Origin of the sequence: Comamonas badia DSM 17552 (genome assembly GCF_000484635.1) — a bacterium.
Classification (GTDB): domain Bacteria; phylum Pseudomonadota; class Gammaproteobacteria; order Burkholderiales; family Burkholderiaceae_C; genus Comamonas_C; species Comamonas_C badia.
The window spans coordinates 389,924-407,040 of record NZ_AXVM01000001.1 but is presented as its reverse complement, the minus strand read 5'-3'; the positions used below and the strand labels follow the sequence as shown (position 1 = coordinate 407,040).

The following is a 17,117-nucleotide window of genomic DNA, read 5'->3' as shown; positions in this document are numbered from 1 at the left end:
TGCGTCGCTCAGCGATAGCTGGCAAACACCTGCGTCGCCACCTCGCCGCGCTTCATCGCGGGGGTGACCAGCAGCACGTCGTAGGCATCCTTGCGGCCCTGGTATTCCGGGCCGTCCATGCCCGGGCTGCCCACCGGCATGCCGGGCACCGCAAGGCCCAGCGCGCGCGGCTTTTCTCTCAAAAGCCGCTGCACGTCGCCCGCGGGCACATGGCCTTCGATGACATACCCGCCCACCAGCGCGGTGTGGCAAGACCCCAGCGCGCGCGGCAGCCCCAGGCGCGCGCGGGCGCCGTTGTTGCCCACCTCGTGCACCGTGAAGTCAAAACCGTGCTGCTGCATGTGCGCCATCCAGTCCTTGCAGCAGCCGCAGCTGGGGTCTTTCCAGAGCTCCACTTGGGTGCGTTGAGGGCTGGCGGCCCAGGCGGGCAGGGCGAGGCTGCCCAGCAAAAAGGCGCTGACGCAGGCGCGGCGGGAGGGGGAAGGCAGGCGATTTGAACTCATGCTGAAATAGGCTCCAACGTAGATTGAATGGACGGGTGAAGCTATCAAAAAAGTAGTTGATGCTGCGGCGGATGCCCCTTGGTTCATTATCCGCACCCGCGGTTCCCGTCAGAGCAGGCTTGTTTGATCCAGCGCATTTGCCGTGGGCCGCAAGCGGGCAAATTCCAGCAGTTGCGCCAGATGCGCGCTCTTTTTTTGCCATTCCTCGACGGCATCCTGCCCCAGCAGCACGTAATGCCAGGGCAGGTGCTGGCGGTGTTCGGGGGGCAGCGCGTTGATGCGTTCGCACCAGCCCAGGGCGGCGCGGCGCTTGCGCTGCACGTTGGGGTGGTTCACCTGCTGCTGCGCCTTGGTTTCCACCAGGTAGATGGCGTCCTGCGTGCGCACCAGAAAATCCGGGCTGTAGAACGCCGCCAGGCCGTCTTCCTTCACGTAGCGCAGCCGGGCAAAAGGGTGGCGCGTTTCGCTGATCTTGCAGAAGGCCAGCACCCCGCTGTCGGCCTGCGCCCAGTGGATGAAGGCCTTTTCCAGCCCGCCGTTGCGCGCGGGCCAGCCCAGGTGGGTGTAGATGCACTTGCTGACGGGCGCGGAATGCGCCTCGCGCACCATCAGGCGCGGGGTTTCGCTCAGGTATCGCGCATGCACCTCGGTCTGGCCGGTGGTCCGGGTTTCTTCGGCCTGCAGCAGCGCCAGCGCAAACACCTTGGTGATGTGCTCCACCACCGGCTGCAGCAGCAGCAGGCGCCAGTTTTCGTCTTCCAACGGGTTGAAGGTTTCGCCGAACAACTGCGTCCAGACATAGTCGTCCAGCCAGCCCGTCAAATCGGCCGTGTGCACCTGCAGATAGGGTTTGGCCAGGTGGGTGGCGATCTTGTTGCCTTTTGGCAGGGGCTCGCTCAGCGCCTGGCCGATGCGCCGGGTGAGCCGCGCCAGATAGTCGTTGTAGCCCGCCACGTTCATCACCGCGCCATCGACGCGGTAGTCGCCAAACAGCGTGGCGCTCTCCAAATCCTGCGAGATGAAGGTGTCGCCCTTGCCCAGCAGCGCCGCCAGTTGCGCGCGGGCCATGGCGGTGAAGGGCGGCAACGTGGTGATGTCCAGCGCGGTATGGCGGTTTTCTTCGTCCGCCTCGCGCAGGATGAAGGGAATGCCGAAGTCGAACGCCTCGTAGCCTTCGCACAGCTCGGCCGCCATCACGTCGCCGGTGCTGGAGCTGCCGTCCATGCCCTCGTCCGTGGTGCCCGCCAGGCCCGCTGTCAGCAGCTCGTCGTAGAACGACTGAAAGGCCGGATGCTCCACGATGCTGAGCACATCCAGCAGTCTGCCCGGCTCCTGTCCGGCCTGGATGCGCTCGCGGTTCTCGCGCTTCAAGTCGTCGTATTCCGCCTCGCGCCACATCAGCCGCAGGCCGCGGCCTATGGTCTGCTCCAGCAGAATCTGCGCCTGCGAACTGCGCAGCGGCACGATGACGCAGATGTTGTTCACGTCAAAGCCCTCGCGCAGCATCAGCACGCTGACGATCACGCGCGGCGTGGCGTGCCGGTCCACGCTGAACAGGCGCTCGCGCACGGGCACCCAGTCCTTCTCGCCCAGCTCGGCCTTCTTGCCCGAGTCGATGGTCATCACCTCATCCGCGTGCAGCCCCTGCTGCTCCATCAGAAACTGCGCCACCAGCGGCGAGACGGTGGTGTCCTCGCACACCACCAGCATCTTGGGGTGGCGCGCGGGGTCCACCGCGGCAAAATCCGCCTCCAGTTTGCGCAGCTTCTGCAGGCCGGCGCGCAGCATCACGCGCTGGCCCTCGCTCAGCGCGGGGTTGCCGCTCTCGTCGCGCTCGGCCTTGAATTCCAGCGGCAGCGCGCCGATTTCCTTGCGCCGATCGAGCACCAGCGACTTCACCAGCCCGGCGCGCATCGCGCTTTGCAGGTCGAAGTCCGTGATGATGTGCGCGAAGTAGTGCCGCTTGCCGTTCTTGCCCGTGCCCACCGTGTTGTAGGGCGTGGCTGAAAAATCCACCTGCACAAAGCGCCGCCCCTTGGGCGCGGCAATGCGGTGCAGGCTTTTTTGCCACTCCACCTCGGTCACCTCGCCCTCGCGCCTGAACTCGTGGATGTGGTGCGCCTCGTCGTTGAACACCATCAGCTCGGGCAGCGCGGCCAGAAATTCCAGCACATTGCCGCGCGCGTAGCGCCGGTCCAGCACCTCCAGACTGTTGCCGGTGGCGCGCCCCGGTGCCAGCGGCAGCACCTGGCTGGCCACCTCGTGCGCGGGCGGCGGCGCGCCGGGGGCGTCCACGGCGGCGGCGTCTTGCAGGTCGTCCAACGCATCGCCCTCGGCCAGCAAATGCCAGTTGGTGATGGCGATCATGCCGTTGCCCGTCGCCTTCAAGCCGATCTCCTCCTTGGCGAAGACGTTGCCGCGCACGAAGGCGAACACCGCCTCGCGCTGTGCCTCGGGGATGAACAGGTCGGCAAATTTATTCAGGTCAGATTCGGCAAAATCCCTTTGCCCGCCTGCGCTGCCAGCTATCCATTTTCCGCAGAACGCATCCAGCAGCCGCTCATAGACGATCAAGCCAGGCGCCACCACCATGAAGTGGCGCGTGAAGCGCGGGTCGTCCACGCCCTCGGCCAGCGCCGCGTTCTTGTTGAGCAACTGCCAGATCAAGAGCGCCTGCAGCACCCAGGTCTTGCCGGTGCCCGTGGCCATCTTGAAGCAGTATTTGGGGTGGGCCTGCTTGCCCGCTGCCACCTCGGCCAGCCGCGAGCCCGTCAACAGTGCTTCGGGCGCGGCCTTCTCGTACAGGTCTTGCAGGTGGGTTGCGCCCAGCACCTCGTGCGCCACGATGGCGTTCAGGATGGCCTGCTTCTGCCCCACGTGAAAGTTCAGCCAGCCGCGCGCGTCCACCATGTCCTGGCCGAACCACCAGTGCAGCAGCTCGGCGGTGGTGGGCGTTACCAACTCCAGCAGATCGGCCGCGCCGTCTTCCAGGCCCAGGCAGAGCTGGCGGGTGCGGGTGGTCAGGGCGGTGGAGAGGGCCAACGGCTGGTCGGCAGATGAAAGAATAGTCATGCGATAAACAATTTGTTTATGATTGCACCATGATCGAGAGCTTCGGCAACCCGGAAACCGAGCGCCTGTTTGCTACCGGAAAATCGCGGCGGCTGCCGCCCGATATCCTGCGGCGGGCGGTGATGCGGCTCACGCAACTGGATGCCGCCACCGACGTGAACGACCTGCGCCAGCCGCCGTCCAACCGACTGGAGGCGTTGAGCGGCGACCGCGCTGGCCGATGGAGCATCCGCATCAACGACCAATGGCGCGTGTGCTTCCGGTTCACACAGGGCCATGCGCAAGACGTTGAAATCGTCGATTACCACTGAGGAACCCACGCCATGACCATGCCCCGCAACGGCCTGCCCCCCATTCACCCCGGCGAATTCCTGCGCGAAGCGCTGGACGAACTGGGCCTGACCCAAGCCGCCTTTGCTCAGGCCCTGGGTATTTCGCCCATGCGCGTGTCGCATCTGCTCAAGGGCGATCGTCCGGTGACTGCAGAACTGGCCCTGCGCCTGGGCCGCGCCTTCGGCCAGTCGCCGCAATACTGGCTGAACCTGCAAACCAGCTATGACCTGAAGGTGGCGCAGGCCGAGATGAAGGACAGCTTGAAGGCCGTGCGCGAATTGGTTGCGGGTTGAAGGCCGGTTTTTCATGCAGCGTTGTCAGCATTGACCACTTGCACCACTTCCGCCTCAAACCCAAACACATCCACCACCCGCACGCACACCCGGCGCGGCCCATCGCTGGCGGGCACGCTCAGCACAGCCTGCGTCACCACGCGCAGCGCATCGCCATCGTTGGCGGTGTTGCCCCGGTAGTCCTGCCAGACCGAGCGAAACACCTGCCCGTCGTAATCCGGGTCCACCGCCCAGTATTCGATCAGCGCCAGCGGCTCCCGGTTGGCCACGGCCTGCAGCTTCTGGCGGTTGGCGTCGTCCAGGTTGATCGCCTCAGGCGAAAGCAGCACGTAGTTCTTCAACCTGACGGTCAGCGTCTCGTGGTGTTCCTCCCTCTCCCCCTGGGAGAGGGCAGGGGTGAGGGCGCGGCGCTCAATCGGATGCAGCGTCAGATACTGCAGCGATGAAAACCGCACCTGCCCGCGCAGCTTGTCCACGCCGCCCTTCTTGCGCAGGCGGTCGAGCAGGTCTGGCGGAATCACCAGCACTTCCAGCCGGTCGTCGTTCAGCGCGGTGATGGTTTCGCCAATGGACGGCTCGAAGTTCCAGCCCAGCACCACCACGCGATCCCAGCCGCCCAGCAGGTTGTCGCGCTGGGCGATGGCTTTTTTCAGTGTGGCCGTGCCGGTGAGCTTGTTGGGTGAATCGGCCAGCACCAGCGTTTTGCTGCCGCGCCTGCCGCCAAAGTCCACTCCGGCGATCTGGCCCAGGTTGCGCTGCGGGTTCGCCTCGGGCGGCAGGGGCAATGCGCCGTAGAGCGAAAGCACGATTTGAGACAGATCGCCAATGCGGAAATCGCGCTTGCCGAAATGGGTTTTGGCGGCTTCGACCTGGTAATCGCCGATGGCTTGGTACAGGAAGGGCTTGGCTTCTTGGTCGATCAGGCGTTTGCGCATGACCATGCAGGCGGGTTTGCCAATGTCGGACGTAATCCAGCGGCGGCCTAACTTCTCAGCAACAGCACTGGTGGTGCCCGAGCCCCCATTGAAATCAGCAACTAGACCATCTTCAAAGCAAGATGCCTGAATGATGCGCTCAAGAAGTTTCTCGGGCTTCTGTGTGGCGTAATCTCTCCGCTCCTTGGCAACCGGATTGACTGGGGGAATATCTTCCCAAACCGAATCAATGATGTCACCTTCAACTTCGTCGAGATAAATTTTCCGGCTACCGCCGCCTGTTGGATTTACGTCGGAGCGACAAAGACGCCCAGTCTCATCAGGTTTGAATCGTTTCAAATAGTCCGGGCTATGAGGCCGATACTGGGTTTTCCATTGATAGTCAGTCCCTTTGGTGTAGAGAAAAAGTGTATCGTGCTTCTGTGGGAACTTCTTCGCTGTCGAGCGTTTGAAGCCGAAATAGCTCCAGACAAGCTCATTCCGGAAGTTTTCCTTGCCAAACACCTCATCCATCACCAGTCTGACGTAATGCCCTACATGCCAATCCAAATGCACATAAATCGACCCCGTATTCGCCAATAGCTCTCGCATCAAGATCAATCGCGGCGTAATCATCGCCAGATACGACGCCGTGCCATCGCTCCACGTATCCGAATACGCAAACTGCTCGATCACCGTGGGCCGCTGTTCCAGTTCCACGCCGGGGAGCGTGACCTTGGTGCGGTAGTCGGCCTTGCTGTCGAACGGCGGGTCGATGTAGATCAGGTCCACCTTGCCGCGCAGGCTGGGCGTGTGCTCGTCGCCCGCCAGCAGCGCGGCCATGGCCAGCAGGTTGTCGCCGTAGATCAGGCGGTTCATCCACGGCGCGGCTTCGCCTGCGGCGCCCAAGGTGGCCTGCGGGCTTTCCAGCAGGCTGGTCTGGCCGGGAGCAAAGACTTCTTGCCGGGCCTGGCTGCGCTGCTGCTCGGTGATCCAATCCTGCGCGGCGCTGTCCTTGGCGGGCAGCACGATTTCGCGCGTCTGCAGCCGCACGCGCTGGCGGGATTCCAGACTTTCGAGGATGCGTTCGGCTTGCTTGCGCCCGTTGGCGACGATCTCGGGCAGTTGTTCGAGCAGGGATTTGGGCATGGAGTGTTCTGTGACCCCAACCGTTGGTTGAGATATGAAATCAAGCGGTTTTTGATTTCATTATCAATCAAAGATTGATTGATTTTTCAACCGCTCCGTACCTTGCACTGGATGGACGAGAAGATCGAATTCAGTGATCGCCTGCGGCAGGCCATGAAGGATGCCGGCTACGCAGCCAGCCCCTCAGTGCTGGAGCACGAATTCAACCTGCGCTGGCGCGGCCGCTCGATCAGCAACCAAGCGGCGTGGAGTTGGATCAATCACAAAGCGATTCCCACACAAGACAAAGTGCAGGTGCTGGCCGAGTGGCTCAACATCGAACCCGAGGTGCTGCGCTTCGGCGAGGCGGTGCGCAAGTCGGTGCTGGCGCGCCGCCAGCGCTGGGACGAGGGCGTCGGGCACCTGGAGCGCGAAACCTTCGACGCCTTCCTGCAACTGCCCGCCCCGCAGCGCAAGCTGATCCGCGAGGTGATCCTGACGTTTGCCAAGGTGCATCCGGCGGCGGAAGAGGCTGCCTTGCCCGATGCAGACCCCAAGGTGGTTTACTCAAAAAAACCGTAGCTGCTGCTGTAGACCAGGTAATGGTTCAAGCCGTATTTGATGCAAAACGGTTGCTTGGACCAGGCCGCTGCGGCAAGCACGGCAGTGCCGCCAAGCGATGGGCAGACTACGCAGCGGGCACAAATTTTTGACCCGTACAATTTTGAATAAACTCAAATTAAACTCATAATTTGAGCATTCGCTGCAAAGAAAGCCTGCCATGCCCGCCACCCTGACCAAGCGCGCCAACTTCGACCTGACGCCCGAGCAGGATGAAGTGCTGGCCAATCTGCGCACCGCACTGGCTACCTCCAGCATGAAGGACACCGTGCTGCGTGCGGCCCAGCTCACCACGCTGCTGGTGAACGAATCGCGCCAGGGCAACCACCTGTTCGTCGGGCGCAGCCCGCAGCAGGCCACACGTCTGGCCATCCCCGAGCTGGAGGCCAATTTGCCGCCCGCCTGGCAATGGCTGGTGGAGCGCCCGCACCCCTGGCGCCGCCAGTTGTGGATCAAGGGGCGCAAGCTGCAGGCCAGCGCTGTCTGGCTTGACGCCCAGGCCAACGGCCTGAGCGCCGTGGAAGCTGCCGACAACTGGAGCTTGCCTCTGCACGCCGTGGAAGAAGCCTTTGCGTACTGCGAAGCCCAGCGCGCGCTGATCGAGGCCGAGGCTGACGAGGAGCGCCAGCGCCTGCTGGCCGAAGGTATCGCCCCTGAGCACATACCGGCATGAAGCTGCTGGTCGATGAGGACACCCAGGCGCGCCGCCTGCTCGATGCCCTGCGCCACGCCGGGCACGACATGCTCATACGACTTTGCATTCGAGCGTAGAACAAGGCGGGAAGCCGCAGATCAGTGCTGTCGCACGGCAAGGCGAACCAACGCAGTTATACGTTTGAAGGCGAAGTCGTATCAGCGTCGCAGAGCTGGGCTGCAATGGCTTGCCCGATGCGCAGGTCTTTGCCCAGGCACAAAGCCAGGGGCGTGTGCTGCTGACCCGCAACGTGGCCGACTTTCTGGCACTGGCGCGGCAGGCTGATGGGCATGCTGGTGTGCTCGCCATCTTCCGCGACGGCAACCCGCGCAACACCATGGGCTACGAGCAGATCGTGCTGGCCATCGCGGCGCTGGAAGCCGCCAGCCTGCCTGTGCAGGGCCAGTTCCATATCCTCAACCACTGGCGCTGAGATTCCGCGCTTGCCTCACGCGCCGCTGGCGGGCATGCGCCGCAGGGCTCGATGGTCCGCGAGGTGATCCTGACTTTGGCCAAAATTCCGACTTAAAATTTGCTTTCTGATTTTTGATGAGTAGTCGGAAAACCAGCGACCAAGGAGAAGACTATGCATTTGCATGCCACCGTCAGCAGCAAGGGTCAGGTGACCTTGCCCAAGGCCATCCGCGACCAGTTGGGGCTGGTGGAGGGCACGCGGCTGGATTTCGACGTCGTGGACGGCGCCATCCGCGTGCGCCCCGTCAGCAAGACCGCGCTGGATATCTTCGGCGCGCTGCACCGGCCCGGCATGGAGCCCGTCAGCGTGCAGGAGATGCAGGAGGCCATCGAGGCCGAGGCCAACGCCCGCTTCACCCAGGCACTTGGCGGGGCGGGTACCCACCCGCCCCAAGGCCGGCAAGGCAAGCAAGGCCAGACCGCGTGATCGGCTTCGACACCAACGTGCTGGTGCGCCTGCTCGTCAACGACGACACGGCGCAGGCCCAGGCGGTGCGCGAACTGCTTGAACCCATCAATGACACGCCGGAGGCCGTTCTTTTGAGTGACCTCGTCATCGTGGAGACCCTGTGGGTGCTCAAGGGGCGCTACGGCCAGGACAGGGCCGCGCTGGCGGGCGTGGTTGATCTGCTGCTGTCCGTCAAGACCTTTGCCTTTGAAGACCGACCTACGCTGGAACAGGCCGTGACTGCGTTTCGCAGCGGCAAGGCGGGTTTTGCCGATTGCCTGATTGCGGTGCGCAACCGCCGCCTGGGCTGCGAGCACACCGTCAGCTTTGACAAGGCACTCGCCAGACAGCCGGGCGTGCGGCTGCTGGCGGCGAGCCGCTGACCGTCAGGCGCTGGTCGGCACCTGGCCCGTCGAGGAATCTTGTTGCTCCGGCCCTGTGAAGTTTGTACCTCTTGTGGGAGCGGCTTCAGCCGCGAATACGGCGTTCGCGGCTGAAACCGCTCCCACAACTGGAGATTTCATCGGGCCGGATCAATAGAAGCAACACGCTCTGAAATGTGCTCCCGCAAGGCGAGGCGCATTTGTGCGGTAGCCGGGCCTCACGCGCCGCTGGCGGGCAGGCGCCGCAGCCTGAGGCCGTTGGCGATCACCAGCAAACTCACCCCCATGTCGGCCGCCACGGCCATCCACATGGTGGCGATGCCCATCACGGCCAGCAGGCAGAAGGCGGCCTTCACCAGCAGCGCGGCGCTGATGTTCTGCCACAGCACGCGGTGCGCGCGGCGCGAGAGCTGCACGGTGTCGGCCACGCGGCGCAGGTCGTCGTTCATCAGCACCACGCCCGCGGTTTCCATGGCCATGCCGGTGGCGTGCTGGCCGCCCATGGCAAAGCCCAGGTCGGCGGCGGCCAGCGCGGGCGCGTCGTTGATGCCGTCGCCAGTCATGGCGGTGGGGCCGCGCCGGGCCTGCAGTTCGGCCAGGGCGGTGAGCTTGTCTTCGGGCAGCAGGCTGCCGCGTGCATCGTCGATACCGGCCTGCGCGGCGATGGCGCGCACGGTGGCGCTGTTGTCGCCGCTGAGCACCACGGGGTGGATGCCCAGCGCCTTCAGGCGCGTGATGGCCTCAGCCGCGTGCTCGCGCAGCGGGTCGGCCACGGCGAACAGGCCGTGTACGGCGCTGGCGTTCATCAGCAGCGTGAGCGTGCGGCCCTGCTGTTCGTGCTCGGCCAGCAGGGCGGCGAGGGCGTCATCGAGCAGGCCGCGCTCGCGCGCCAGGCGGGCGTTGCCCAGTGCCCAGGTGTCGCCCTCCAGACTGCCTTGCACGCCGCGCCCGGGCAGCGCGCTGAAATCCTGCGCATCCAGCGGCTGGCCCGGCGCCGGGCTTTGGGCCAGACCCTGCGTGATGGCGCGCGAGACGGGGTGATCGGAGCGGCCCGCCAGGCTGGCGGCCAGCAGCGCGGCGCGTTCGGGCGCGGTGCCCGCCAGCGCCTGCCAGTGCACCAGCGTGGGCTGGCCGGTGGTGAGCGTGCCGGTCTTGTCCAGCGCGATGGCGCGCAGCGCGCGCGCGCCTTCCAGTGCGCTGCCGCCCTTGATCAGGATGCCGCGCCGCGCCGCTGCGGTCAGCGCGCTGACCACGGTGACCGGCGTGGAGATCACCAGCGCGCAGGGGCAGGCGATCACCAGCAGCGCCAGTGCCTCATACGCCGCGTGCTGCCAGGTCCAGCCCATGAAGAGCGGCGCGGCCACGGCCAGCAGCAGGGCCAGCGCAAAGACGATGGGCGTGTAGATGGCGGCAAAGCGATCGACGAAGCGCTGCGTGGGCGCGCGGCTGGCCTGCGCCTGCTCCACCGCATGCACGATGCGCGCCAGCAGCGTGCCGCTGGCGGCGGCGGTGACGCGCATCAAGAGCTCGCCCTGCTGGTTCACGCTGCCGGCGTAGAGCGGGTCGCCCACGGCCTTGTCGGCGGGCTGGCTCTCGCCGGTGATGGGCGCCTGGTTCACGGCGCTGGTGCCCTGCGTCACCGTACCGTCCAGCGGCACGCGCGCGCCGGGGGTGATGCGCAGCACGCTGCCCAGCGCCACCTGGGCGGCGGGCTGGCGCTGCACGCTGCCGTCCGCCTGCAGCACGTCGGCCATCTCGGGCGCCAGATCCAGCAGGCCGCGGATGGCGCTCCGTGCCTTGTCCATCGCGCCGTGCTCGATGCGCTCGGCCGCGACGTAGAGCGCCATCACCATGGCGGCCTCGGGCCACTGGCCGATCAGCACCGCGCCGGTGACGGCCACCGTCATCAGCGCGCTGATGCCCAGGCGCAGCGCCAGCAAGTCCTTGATGCCCGCGCGGTACACGCCCAGACCCGCCAGCGCGATGGCCACCACGGCCAGCACCATGCCCGGCCAGGGCTGGGAAAACGCATGAGCCAGCTCCGCGCCGACGGCAAAGGCCAGCGCCAGGCCGATGCGCGGCCAGTTGGGCAGCAGGCCGTGTTCGTGCCCGCCGCCGTGCTCGTCGTGGCTCCCGCAGGAGGAGCAGGCGCTGGCCGGCGGGGCGGCTGCATGCGCGCGGCCGTGCTTGTGATCGTGATCTCCGGTGTGGGAGTGCGGGGGGGCATGGCTTGCGTGGTTCATGCGATGATTGGAAACCTTGAAGTCACTCGAAAGTCAAGCGTGAGCCCGCAAAGCCCCCACCACCGCATCGGCGAAGCGGCGCGCCTGTCGGGCGTGTCCGCCGCCAATATCCGCTATTACGAGAAGGAAGGGCTGCTGGCGGCAGGCGTGCGGGGCGGCAACAGCTATCGTTTTTACAGCGATGCGGAGGTGCACCGGCTGCGCTTCGTGCGGCTGTGCCGGGCGATGGACATGTCGCTCGACGAGGTGCGCACGCTGCTGGCGCTGGATGTGCGCGGCGCCGGCACCGACCATGCCGCCTGCGCCACGCTCGATGAACATCTGCAGCATGTGCGCACCCGCCTTGCGGAACTGCGCACGCTGGAACGGGCGCTGCTGGACCTGCGCAGCCGCTGCGACGGCACCGGCGCGCAGTGCCACGTGATCGAGGCGCTGCATGCGCGGGCGGATGCGGAACCGGTGCCGCCGCCGGCGGCGGTGGGGCGCCGGCATGTGTGAATTTTTGAAACCATGGTCTCTGGCACTTGGTGGAAACGCAGTTCCCGAGATCACTTTCGAGCCCGGAACGTCTGGGCCGCGCGGGTGGGTGATTCAGCAGCCTGTCAGTCCTCAAAGGAGATTCACCGCATGAACCTGGAGCTGAAAATTCCTCCGCCTGCTGTTTTGGCTGTCACTGCGTCAAGCATGTGGCTCCTTGCAAAGCTCGGCCCGCTGGTTTCCATACCCCATGGGACTGCCTTTGGCGTACTCTTGATGGTGGGTGGATTGGTTCTCAATATCGCGGGGGTCATAACCGTGCGCAGAGCCAAAACCACCTTCAATCCGCTGAAGCCGGAAAGTGCGACGGCCCTTGTCTCAACCGGATTGTTCGGCCTTTCGCGCAATCCCATGTACCTTGCCATGCTGATTGGCCTTTTGGGTTTCGCCATCTGCTTGTCTTCCCCTCTGGCACTCATGGGCCCGGCCGCATTTGTGCTCTATATGAATCGGTTTCAGATACTTCCGGAAGAGCGGGCGCTGTCATCATTGTTTGGTTCCGGCTACGATGCGTACAAGGCCAGGGTCCGCCGGTGGATTTGAGGCCTGCTCCAGGTGTTGGATGACGACCGCATGCACGCGCCCGCGATGACCCCTGCGCCCTGGCTCGACCGCTTCTGGCGCGGCGCGCGCGCACGCCTGCTGGCGTGGTGGCGCATCCTGGATCTGGGCGCGGTGGTGCTGGTGCTGCTGCTCTCGCCGTCGAGCTGGGGGAGCCCGGCGCGTCTGCGGCTGGCGCGCCAGATCGTGCGGGATACGCTGCCCATCCTGCTGGGCTTCACGGTGCTGGCGGCACTCATCAGCCTGGTGCTCACGCGCATCGTGGTGGTGACGGCGCTCAGCTACGGCCTCACGCGCTATGCGCTGGAGATGGTGGTGCGGGTGCTGGTGCTGGAGCTCATTCCGCTCACCGCCGCGCTGTTCGTCGCCATGCGCACCACGATACCCAGCGGCGCGCAGCTGGCGCGCCTGCGCCTGGCGGGTGGCGTGCAGGGTGTGGCGCTGGTGCGCGCCGAGGTGCTGCCGCGCGTGGTGGCGGGGCTGCACGCCAGCATCACGCTGGCGGCGCTCTCCTGCGTGGTGGCGCTGGCCATGGCCTACATTGGCGTGTATGGGGTCAACCTGGCCGGGCTGGCGGGCTACACGCGCATGTTCGGACAGGTGTTCACGCCGCAGATCACGCTGGTGTTTGCGCTCAAGACGCTGCTGTTCAGCCTGGCGGTGGCGGTGATTCCCATGGCCAGCGGGCTGTATGCGGCGGGCGCCGGAGCGTCTGCCGGCAATGCCCTGGGCGGGCTGGCGCGCATGTTTGCGGTGCTGCTGCTGATCGAGGTGATTTCGCTGATGGGTAACTACTACTGATGAATGATTCCGTGCACGAATCCGTGGATGCCGAGCTGCAGCGCCCGGTGGCGCACCTGCGCCTGAAGGCGACGCTGCTGCTGCTGTTTACCGCGCTGCTGATCGCCGGCTCGGTGCTGTACCTGCTGTATGCGCGCGGCGCGTTCGAGGAGACGCAGCGCCTGGTGCTGCTGGCCGACGATTCCGAAGGCGTGACGGTGGGCATGGACATGACGTTTTCCGGCTTCCCGATCGGGCGGGTGCGCTCCATCGCGCTGGCCGATGACGGCAAGGTACACATCGCCGTGGACGTGGCGCGGCGCGATGCGCACTGGCTGCGCGAATCCAGCGTCTTCACGCTGGTGGGCGGGCTGGTGGGCGGTGCGGCGATCCGCGCCTACAGCGGCGTGCTCAGCGATCCGCCGCTGCCGGATGGCGCCGAGCGCCCGGTGATCCGCGGCGACGTGGGCGCCGAAATCCCGGCCATCATGAGCAGCGCGCGCCAGCTGCTCGACAACCTCAACAACATCACCGCGCAAGGCTCGGAGCTGGCGCAGACGCTGGCCGAGGTGAGGACGCTGGCTGAACGCCTGAACGCGCCGGGCGGTGCGATGGGCGTGCTGCTGGGCGACGGCGCCGAGGCCAGGAAAGTGCCCGAGCTGCTGCAGCAGGCCACCCAGCTCATGCGCCAGAGCACGGCGCTGGTGGCGCGGCTCGACGCCATCGGCGCCAAGGCCGACCGCCAGGTCTTCGGCAGCGGCAAGGACGATGGCCTGCTGCCCGAGGTGCGCGCCAGCGTGGCGCAAGTCAGCGCTCTGTTGCAGGACGCGCGCCAGACTTTGTCGAAAGTGGATGGCGTGCTCGCCGAGGCACAGGCCGTCGGCGCCAACGCGCGCGCGGCCACCACCGATCTCGCGGCCCTGCGCGCGGACGTGGATGCCAACCTGCGCAAGGTGGAAGGCCTGATCAACGAGATCAACCGCAAATGGCCGTTTGCGCGCGACACGGAGCTCAAGTTGCCATGAAATTTTCCCCCCATAGCCTGGCCATGCTGGCGGCGCTGCTGATGGCCGCCTGCGGCAGCGCGCCGCCCGTACCCGATTGGCAGCTCAATGCGCATGGCGCGGCCCAGCGGGCGCAGCAGGCCTGGCTCTCGGGCGATGACAAGGTGGCGGGCAGCGAGTGGGCGCGCGCGCGCGCCGAGGTCGCGCGTACCGCCCGCCCCGAGCTCATGGCGCGCCTGGAGCTCATGCGCTGCGCTGCCGAAGTCGCCAGCCTGCAGACAGGGCCGTGCACCGCGTTCGATGCGCTGCGCCAGGATGCCGGCGACCAGGATTTGGCCTATGCCGATTACCTCGCGGGCCAGCTCGATCCGGCGCGCGTGGCGCTGCTGCCCGAAGCCCAGCGCGCGGCAGCGGGTAATGTGGCGGCCATCGCGGCGATCGCCGATCCGCTCTCGCGCCTGGTGGCCGCGGGCGCCGCGTTGCGCGCCGGGCGCGCCACGCCCGAGACCTTGGTGCTGGCGACCGATACGGCTTCCGCCCAGGGCTGGCGCCGCCCCGTGCTGGCCTGGCTGCTGCTGCGCGAGCAGCGCGCGCGTACGGGTGGCGATGAGGCGCTGGCCGATGCTCTGCAGCGGCGGATCGCGCTGGTGCAGGCGGGTGGTGCCGCCGCGAAATGACCAGTAGTGTTGAGGCGATGCGCTAACGCCGGCGCCATCGGAAACCGGGGCCTCTATGTTTTATGGTGCAGGGCTTGCGCCAGGCGCAGCGCGGTCAACGCCTGGTCCGCAGACCAGGCATCGGCCGCGGCGCCATGCTGCCAGCAGGCGCCGGCAGCAGCCTGTTGAGCGGCTTCGTGGCTGGCGTGCGGCGCCGCTGCCAGCCGCGCGCCTACCAGGCCGGCAAGCACGTCGCCCGTCCCCGCCGTCGCCAGCAGCGCGTTGCCCGTGGGGGTGATCAGCGGGATTTGCCCGGGGGCGGCAATGATGCTGCCCGAACCCTTGAGCACCACCGTGCAGCCGAAACGCCGGGCCAGCGTGGCGGCGGCGGCCAGGCGATCGGCCTGGACGGCAGCGGCGCAGGAGTCCAGCAGGCGTGCCGCCTCCAGCGGGTGGGGTGTGAGCACCGTCGTGCGCGCACCGTGCTGGGCGCGCGCAGCCAGCAGTGCTTGCAATCCGGCATCGGCCGCGATGGCATTGAGTGCGTCGGCATCGAGCACCAGCCGCCCTGCCTGTGCCAATACGCGTGGCAAAACGTCCGCTACGGCAGCCCCGCCGCCGCAGCCGCAGACCACCGTGGCCTGCGCCAGGTTCAGCGCATCGGGCCGGCGCAGCATCAATTCGGGGTACTGCGCCAGCGCAGTGGTGGCGCCGCCGTCCAGCAGCGCGAGCAGTACACGGCCAGCGCCGCCGTGCAAAGCCGCCACCGCCGCAAGCACGGCGGCGCCCATCATGCCCATGCCGCGTGCCGCAAGCCCCTCGCCGCCCAGCACCGCCACATCCCCATAGCTGCCCTTGTGGCTGGCATGGGGGCGCAGTGCCGGCGCTGGCATGCCGCACAGGTAGGCTGCCGGAGTTTGGCGGCCCGCATCCACGCCCAGATCGTCGAGCCAGACCGTACCGGCCGCATCGCGCCCGTGCGCGGTGAACAGGCCTGGGTGCAGCGTCAGCAGCGACAGCGTGTGCCGCGGTCCGGTGCCTGCGTGGTCGCCTGCGTCAAAGCCTGAGGCCCAGGTGCCGGTGTCTGCCATCAGCCCGGAGGGCAGATCCACGCTCAGCAGCGTGGCGGCGCTGCCGCGCAGGTGCGCCAGCCACTGCGGCAGGCGGGCGTCGGGCGCTCGCGCGCGCGGCTGCGCCGCCAATCCAAGCCCGAACAGCGCATCGACGCACAGGTCTTGCGGCCCCAAAGCGGGTGGCGCATCCACAAAACGCACGCCGGCGCTGCGTGCGCGCTGCCAGGAGGCGGCTGCATCGGTGGGCAGATGTTCAGGCACCCCCAGCAGGGAGGCGCAAACCGGAAGGCCTGCGGCCTGCAGCAGCGCGGCAGCCTCCAGCCCGTCGCCGCCGTTGTTGCCCGTGCCGCAGGCGATCCAGATGGTGCGCGCATGCGGTGCAAGGGCGAGCGCCAGCCGCGCCACCGCATCGCCGGCGCGCTGCATCAGCGTGCACGGCGGCAGGGCGGCGCTGGCGGCCGCCTCCAGGGCGCGGGTGGCGGCGGTGGCGTGCAGCGCGTGCGGCTGCTGGCTGGAAATGCGGTGCATGCGGCGCATTGTCGCGCCTGGCATCGCACCTGCGTTCGGTACATTTGGTGCCCGGTGCGGCGCCTGCAGGGGCTGGCGTGCAACGGGGACGGAAGCTATGCAGGGCGACAAACCAATGGAACCAAGGCAGGGCGCACGCTACGGCGCGCTGGATGCGCTGCGCAGCGTGGCGCTGGTGTGGATGACGCTCTACCACTTCGGGTTTGACCTGAGCCACTTTGGCTACTGGGTGCAGGATTTCAGGGCATCGCCGGTCTGGACGCTGCAGCGGACGGCCATCGTCAGCCTGTTCCTGCTGTGCGTTGGCATGGGACAGGCCGTCGCTGCCAGCCAGGGCGTGGGCTGGCAGCGGTTCTGGCGGCGCTGGGTGCGGATCGCGGTGTGCGCGCTCTTGGTCTCCGCGGGTTCGTTTGCGATGTTCCCGCACAGCTTCATCTATTTCGGGGTACTGCACGGCATTGCGCTGATGTGGCTGATCGCGCGCTTCACGGCAGGGTGGGGGCGCTGGCTGTGGCTGGCGGGCGCGCTGGCGCTGGCATCGCCCTGGGTGGCGCAGGGCTTGCTGGCAGGACCGCTGGCGCAGTGGGCGCAGGTGTTCAACGGCAAGGCGCTGAACTGGATCGGCTGGATCACGCACAAGCCCTTCACCGAGGACTACGTGCCGCTGTTTCCCTGGATGGGCGTGGTCTGGTGGGGCATGGCGATTGGGCAGTGGCTGCTGGCGCGCCGCCCCGGGTGGCTGGCGCTGGACATGGGCGGTGCCGGCAAGGCGCTGGCGCTGCTCGGGCGCCACAGCCTGCCGTGGTACATGCTGCACCAGCCGGTGATGATCGGCGCGATCATGGCCTTCGGCTGGTGGCTGCACCCATGAA

The 17,117-nt window shown here is 66.8% G+C and carries 18 protein-coding genes; 13 read left to right on the top strand and 5 right to left on the bottom strand.

Annotated features, from left to right (window positions below):
* Positions 1-8: 8 nt before the first annotated feature.
* Positions 9-503, bottom strand: coding sequence for a DUF411 domain-containing protein (locus K320_RS0102020; RefSeq protein ID WP_029695722.1), 495 nt, complete (start codon positions 501-503; stop codon positions 9-11).
* Between the two features lie 108 nt (positions 504-611).
* Complete coding sequence (locus tag K320_RS0102015; RefSeq protein ID WP_029695721.1) at positions 612-3,575, bottom strand: DEAD/DEAH box helicase family protein; 2,964 nt, start codon at positions 3,573-3,575, stop codon at positions 612-614.
* A gap of 29 nt (positions 3,576-3,604) precedes the next feature.
* On the opposite strand from K320_RS0102015, the gene K320_RS0102010 reads away from it, so the two are divergent.
* Together K320_RS0102010 and K320_RS0102005 are read left to right on the top strand one after the other, a co-directional pair.
* Positions 3,605-3,886, top strand: a complete 282-nt coding sequence (locus K320_RS0102010; protein WP_024537214.1) for a type II toxin-antitoxin system RelE/ParE family toxin — start codon at positions 3,605-3,607, stop codon at positions 3,884-3,886.
* A gap of 12 nt (positions 3,887-3,898) precedes the next feature.
* Positions 3,899-4,201 carry a HigA family addiction module antitoxin gene (locus K320_RS0102005; RefSeq protein ID WP_029695719.1) on the top strand — a complete coding sequence of 101 codons (303 nt, stop codon included), beginning with the start codon at positions 3,899-3,901 and terminating at the stop codon, positions 4,199-4,201.
* Positions 4,202-4,212: 11 nt separating this feature from the next.
* Here the strand turns inward: K320_RS0102005 and K320_RS0102000 are convergent, their stop codons facing one another.
* Positions 4,213-6,264, bottom strand: coding sequence for a site-specific DNA-methyltransferase (locus tag K320_RS0102000; RefSeq protein WP_024537212.1), 2,052 nt, complete (start codon positions 6,262-6,264; stop codon positions 4,213-4,215).
* 111 nt (positions 6,265-6,375) lie between these two features.
* On the opposite strand from K320_RS0102000, the gene K320_RS0101995 reads away from it, so the two are divergent.
* The 5 genes from K320_RS0101995 to K320_RS0101970 all read left to right on the top strand — a co-directional run bounded on the left by K320_RS0101995 (position 6,376) and on the right by K320_RS0101970 (position 8,863).
* Positions 6,376-6,825 carry a hypothetical protein gene (locus K320_RS0101995; protein ID WP_024537211.1) on the top strand — a complete coding sequence of 150 codons (450 nt, stop codon included), beginning with the start codon at positions 6,376-6,378 and terminating at the stop codon, positions 6,823-6,825.
* Positions 6,826-7,024: 199 nt separating this feature from the next.
* Positions 7,025-7,537: a hypothetical protein gene (locus K320_RS19295; RefSeq protein WP_024537210.1), complete on the top strand. Its 513-nt coding sequence runs from the start codon at positions 7,025-7,027 to the stop codon at positions 7,535-7,537.
* A 178-nt stretch (positions 7,538-7,715) separates the two neighbouring features.
* Positions 7,716-7,991: a DUF5615 family PIN-like protein gene (locus tag K320_RS0101980; protein WP_029695717.1), complete on the top strand. Its 276-nt coding sequence runs from the start codon at positions 7,716-7,718 to the stop codon at positions 7,989-7,991.
* Between the two features lie 153 nt (positions 7,992-8,144).
* Positions 8,145-8,459 carry an AbrB/MazE/SpoVT family DNA-binding domain-containing protein gene (locus K320_RS0101975; protein WP_024537208.1) on the top strand — a complete coding sequence of 105 codons (315 nt, stop codon included), beginning with the start codon at positions 8,145-8,147 and terminating at the stop codon, positions 8,457-8,459.
* Positions 8,456-8,863 carry a PIN domain-containing protein gene (locus K320_RS0101970; RefSeq protein ID WP_024537207.1) on the top strand — a complete coding sequence of 136 codons (408 nt, stop codon included), beginning with the start codon at positions 8,456-8,458 and terminating at the stop codon, positions 8,861-8,863. Before K320_RS0101975 ends, K320_RS0101970 begins: the two co-directional genes overlap by 4 nt.
* 218 nt (positions 8,864-9,081) lie before the next feature.
* Here K320_RS0101970 and K320_RS0101965 read toward each other — a convergent pair whose 3' ends face one another.
* Positions 9,082-11,106, bottom strand: coding sequence for a heavy metal translocating P-type ATPase (locus tag K320_RS0101965; protein ID WP_024537206.1), 2,025 nt, complete (start codon positions 11,104-11,106; stop codon positions 9,082-9,084).
* Between the two features lie 39 nt (positions 11,107-11,145).
* Between K320_RS0101965 and K320_RS0101960 the strand changes: the two genes are divergently transcribed.
* From K320_RS0101960 to K320_RS0101940, 5 genes are all read left to right on the top strand, one after another.
* Positions 11,146-11,604, top strand: coding sequence for a MerR family transcriptional regulator (locus K320_RS0101960; RefSeq protein WP_024537205.1), 459 nt, complete (start codon positions 11,146-11,148; stop codon positions 11,602-11,604).
* A gap of 129 nt (positions 11,605-11,733) precedes the next feature.
* A complete protein-coding gene (locus K320_RS0101955; protein ID WP_024537204.1) occupies positions 11,734-12,186 on the top strand; it encodes a methyltransferase family protein in 453 nt (150 codons plus the stop codon).
* A 30-nt stretch (positions 12,187-12,216) separates the two neighbouring features.
* A complete protein-coding gene (locus K320_RS0101950; protein WP_024537203.1) occupies positions 12,217-13,005 on the top strand; it encodes an MlaE family ABC transporter permease in 789 nt (262 codons plus the stop codon).
* Positions 13,005-14,009: an MlaD family protein gene (locus tag K320_RS0101945; protein WP_024537202.1), complete on the top strand. Its 1,005-nt coding sequence runs from the start codon at positions 13,005-13,007 to the stop codon at positions 14,007-14,009. Before K320_RS0101950 ends, K320_RS0101945 begins: the two co-directional genes overlap by 1 nt.
* Positions 14,006-14,665 (top strand): hypothetical protein, encoded by a 660-nt coding sequence (locus K320_RS0101940; RefSeq protein WP_024537201.1) that lies wholly within the window; start codon positions 14,006-14,008, stop codon positions 14,663-14,665. The genes K320_RS0101945 and K320_RS0101940 overlap by 4 nt, the downstream gene beginning before the upstream one ends.
* Before the next feature lie 53 nt (positions 14,666-14,718).
* Here K320_RS0101940 and K320_RS0101935 read toward each other — a convergent pair whose 3' ends face one another.
* Positions 14,719-16,245, bottom strand: a complete 1,527-nt coding sequence (locus tag K320_RS0101935; protein WP_024537200.1) for an NAD(P)H-hydrate dehydratase — start codon at positions 16,243-16,245, stop codon at positions 14,719-14,721.
* A 115-nt stretch (positions 16,246-16,360) separates the two neighbouring features.
* Between K320_RS0101935 and K320_RS0101930 the strand changes: the two genes are divergently transcribed.
* A complete protein-coding gene (locus tag K320_RS0101930; protein WP_024537199.1) occupies positions 16,361-17,116 on the top strand; it encodes a heparan-alpha-glucosaminide N-acetyltransferase in 756 nt (251 codons plus the stop codon).
* Position 17,117 lies beyond the last annotated feature (1 nt).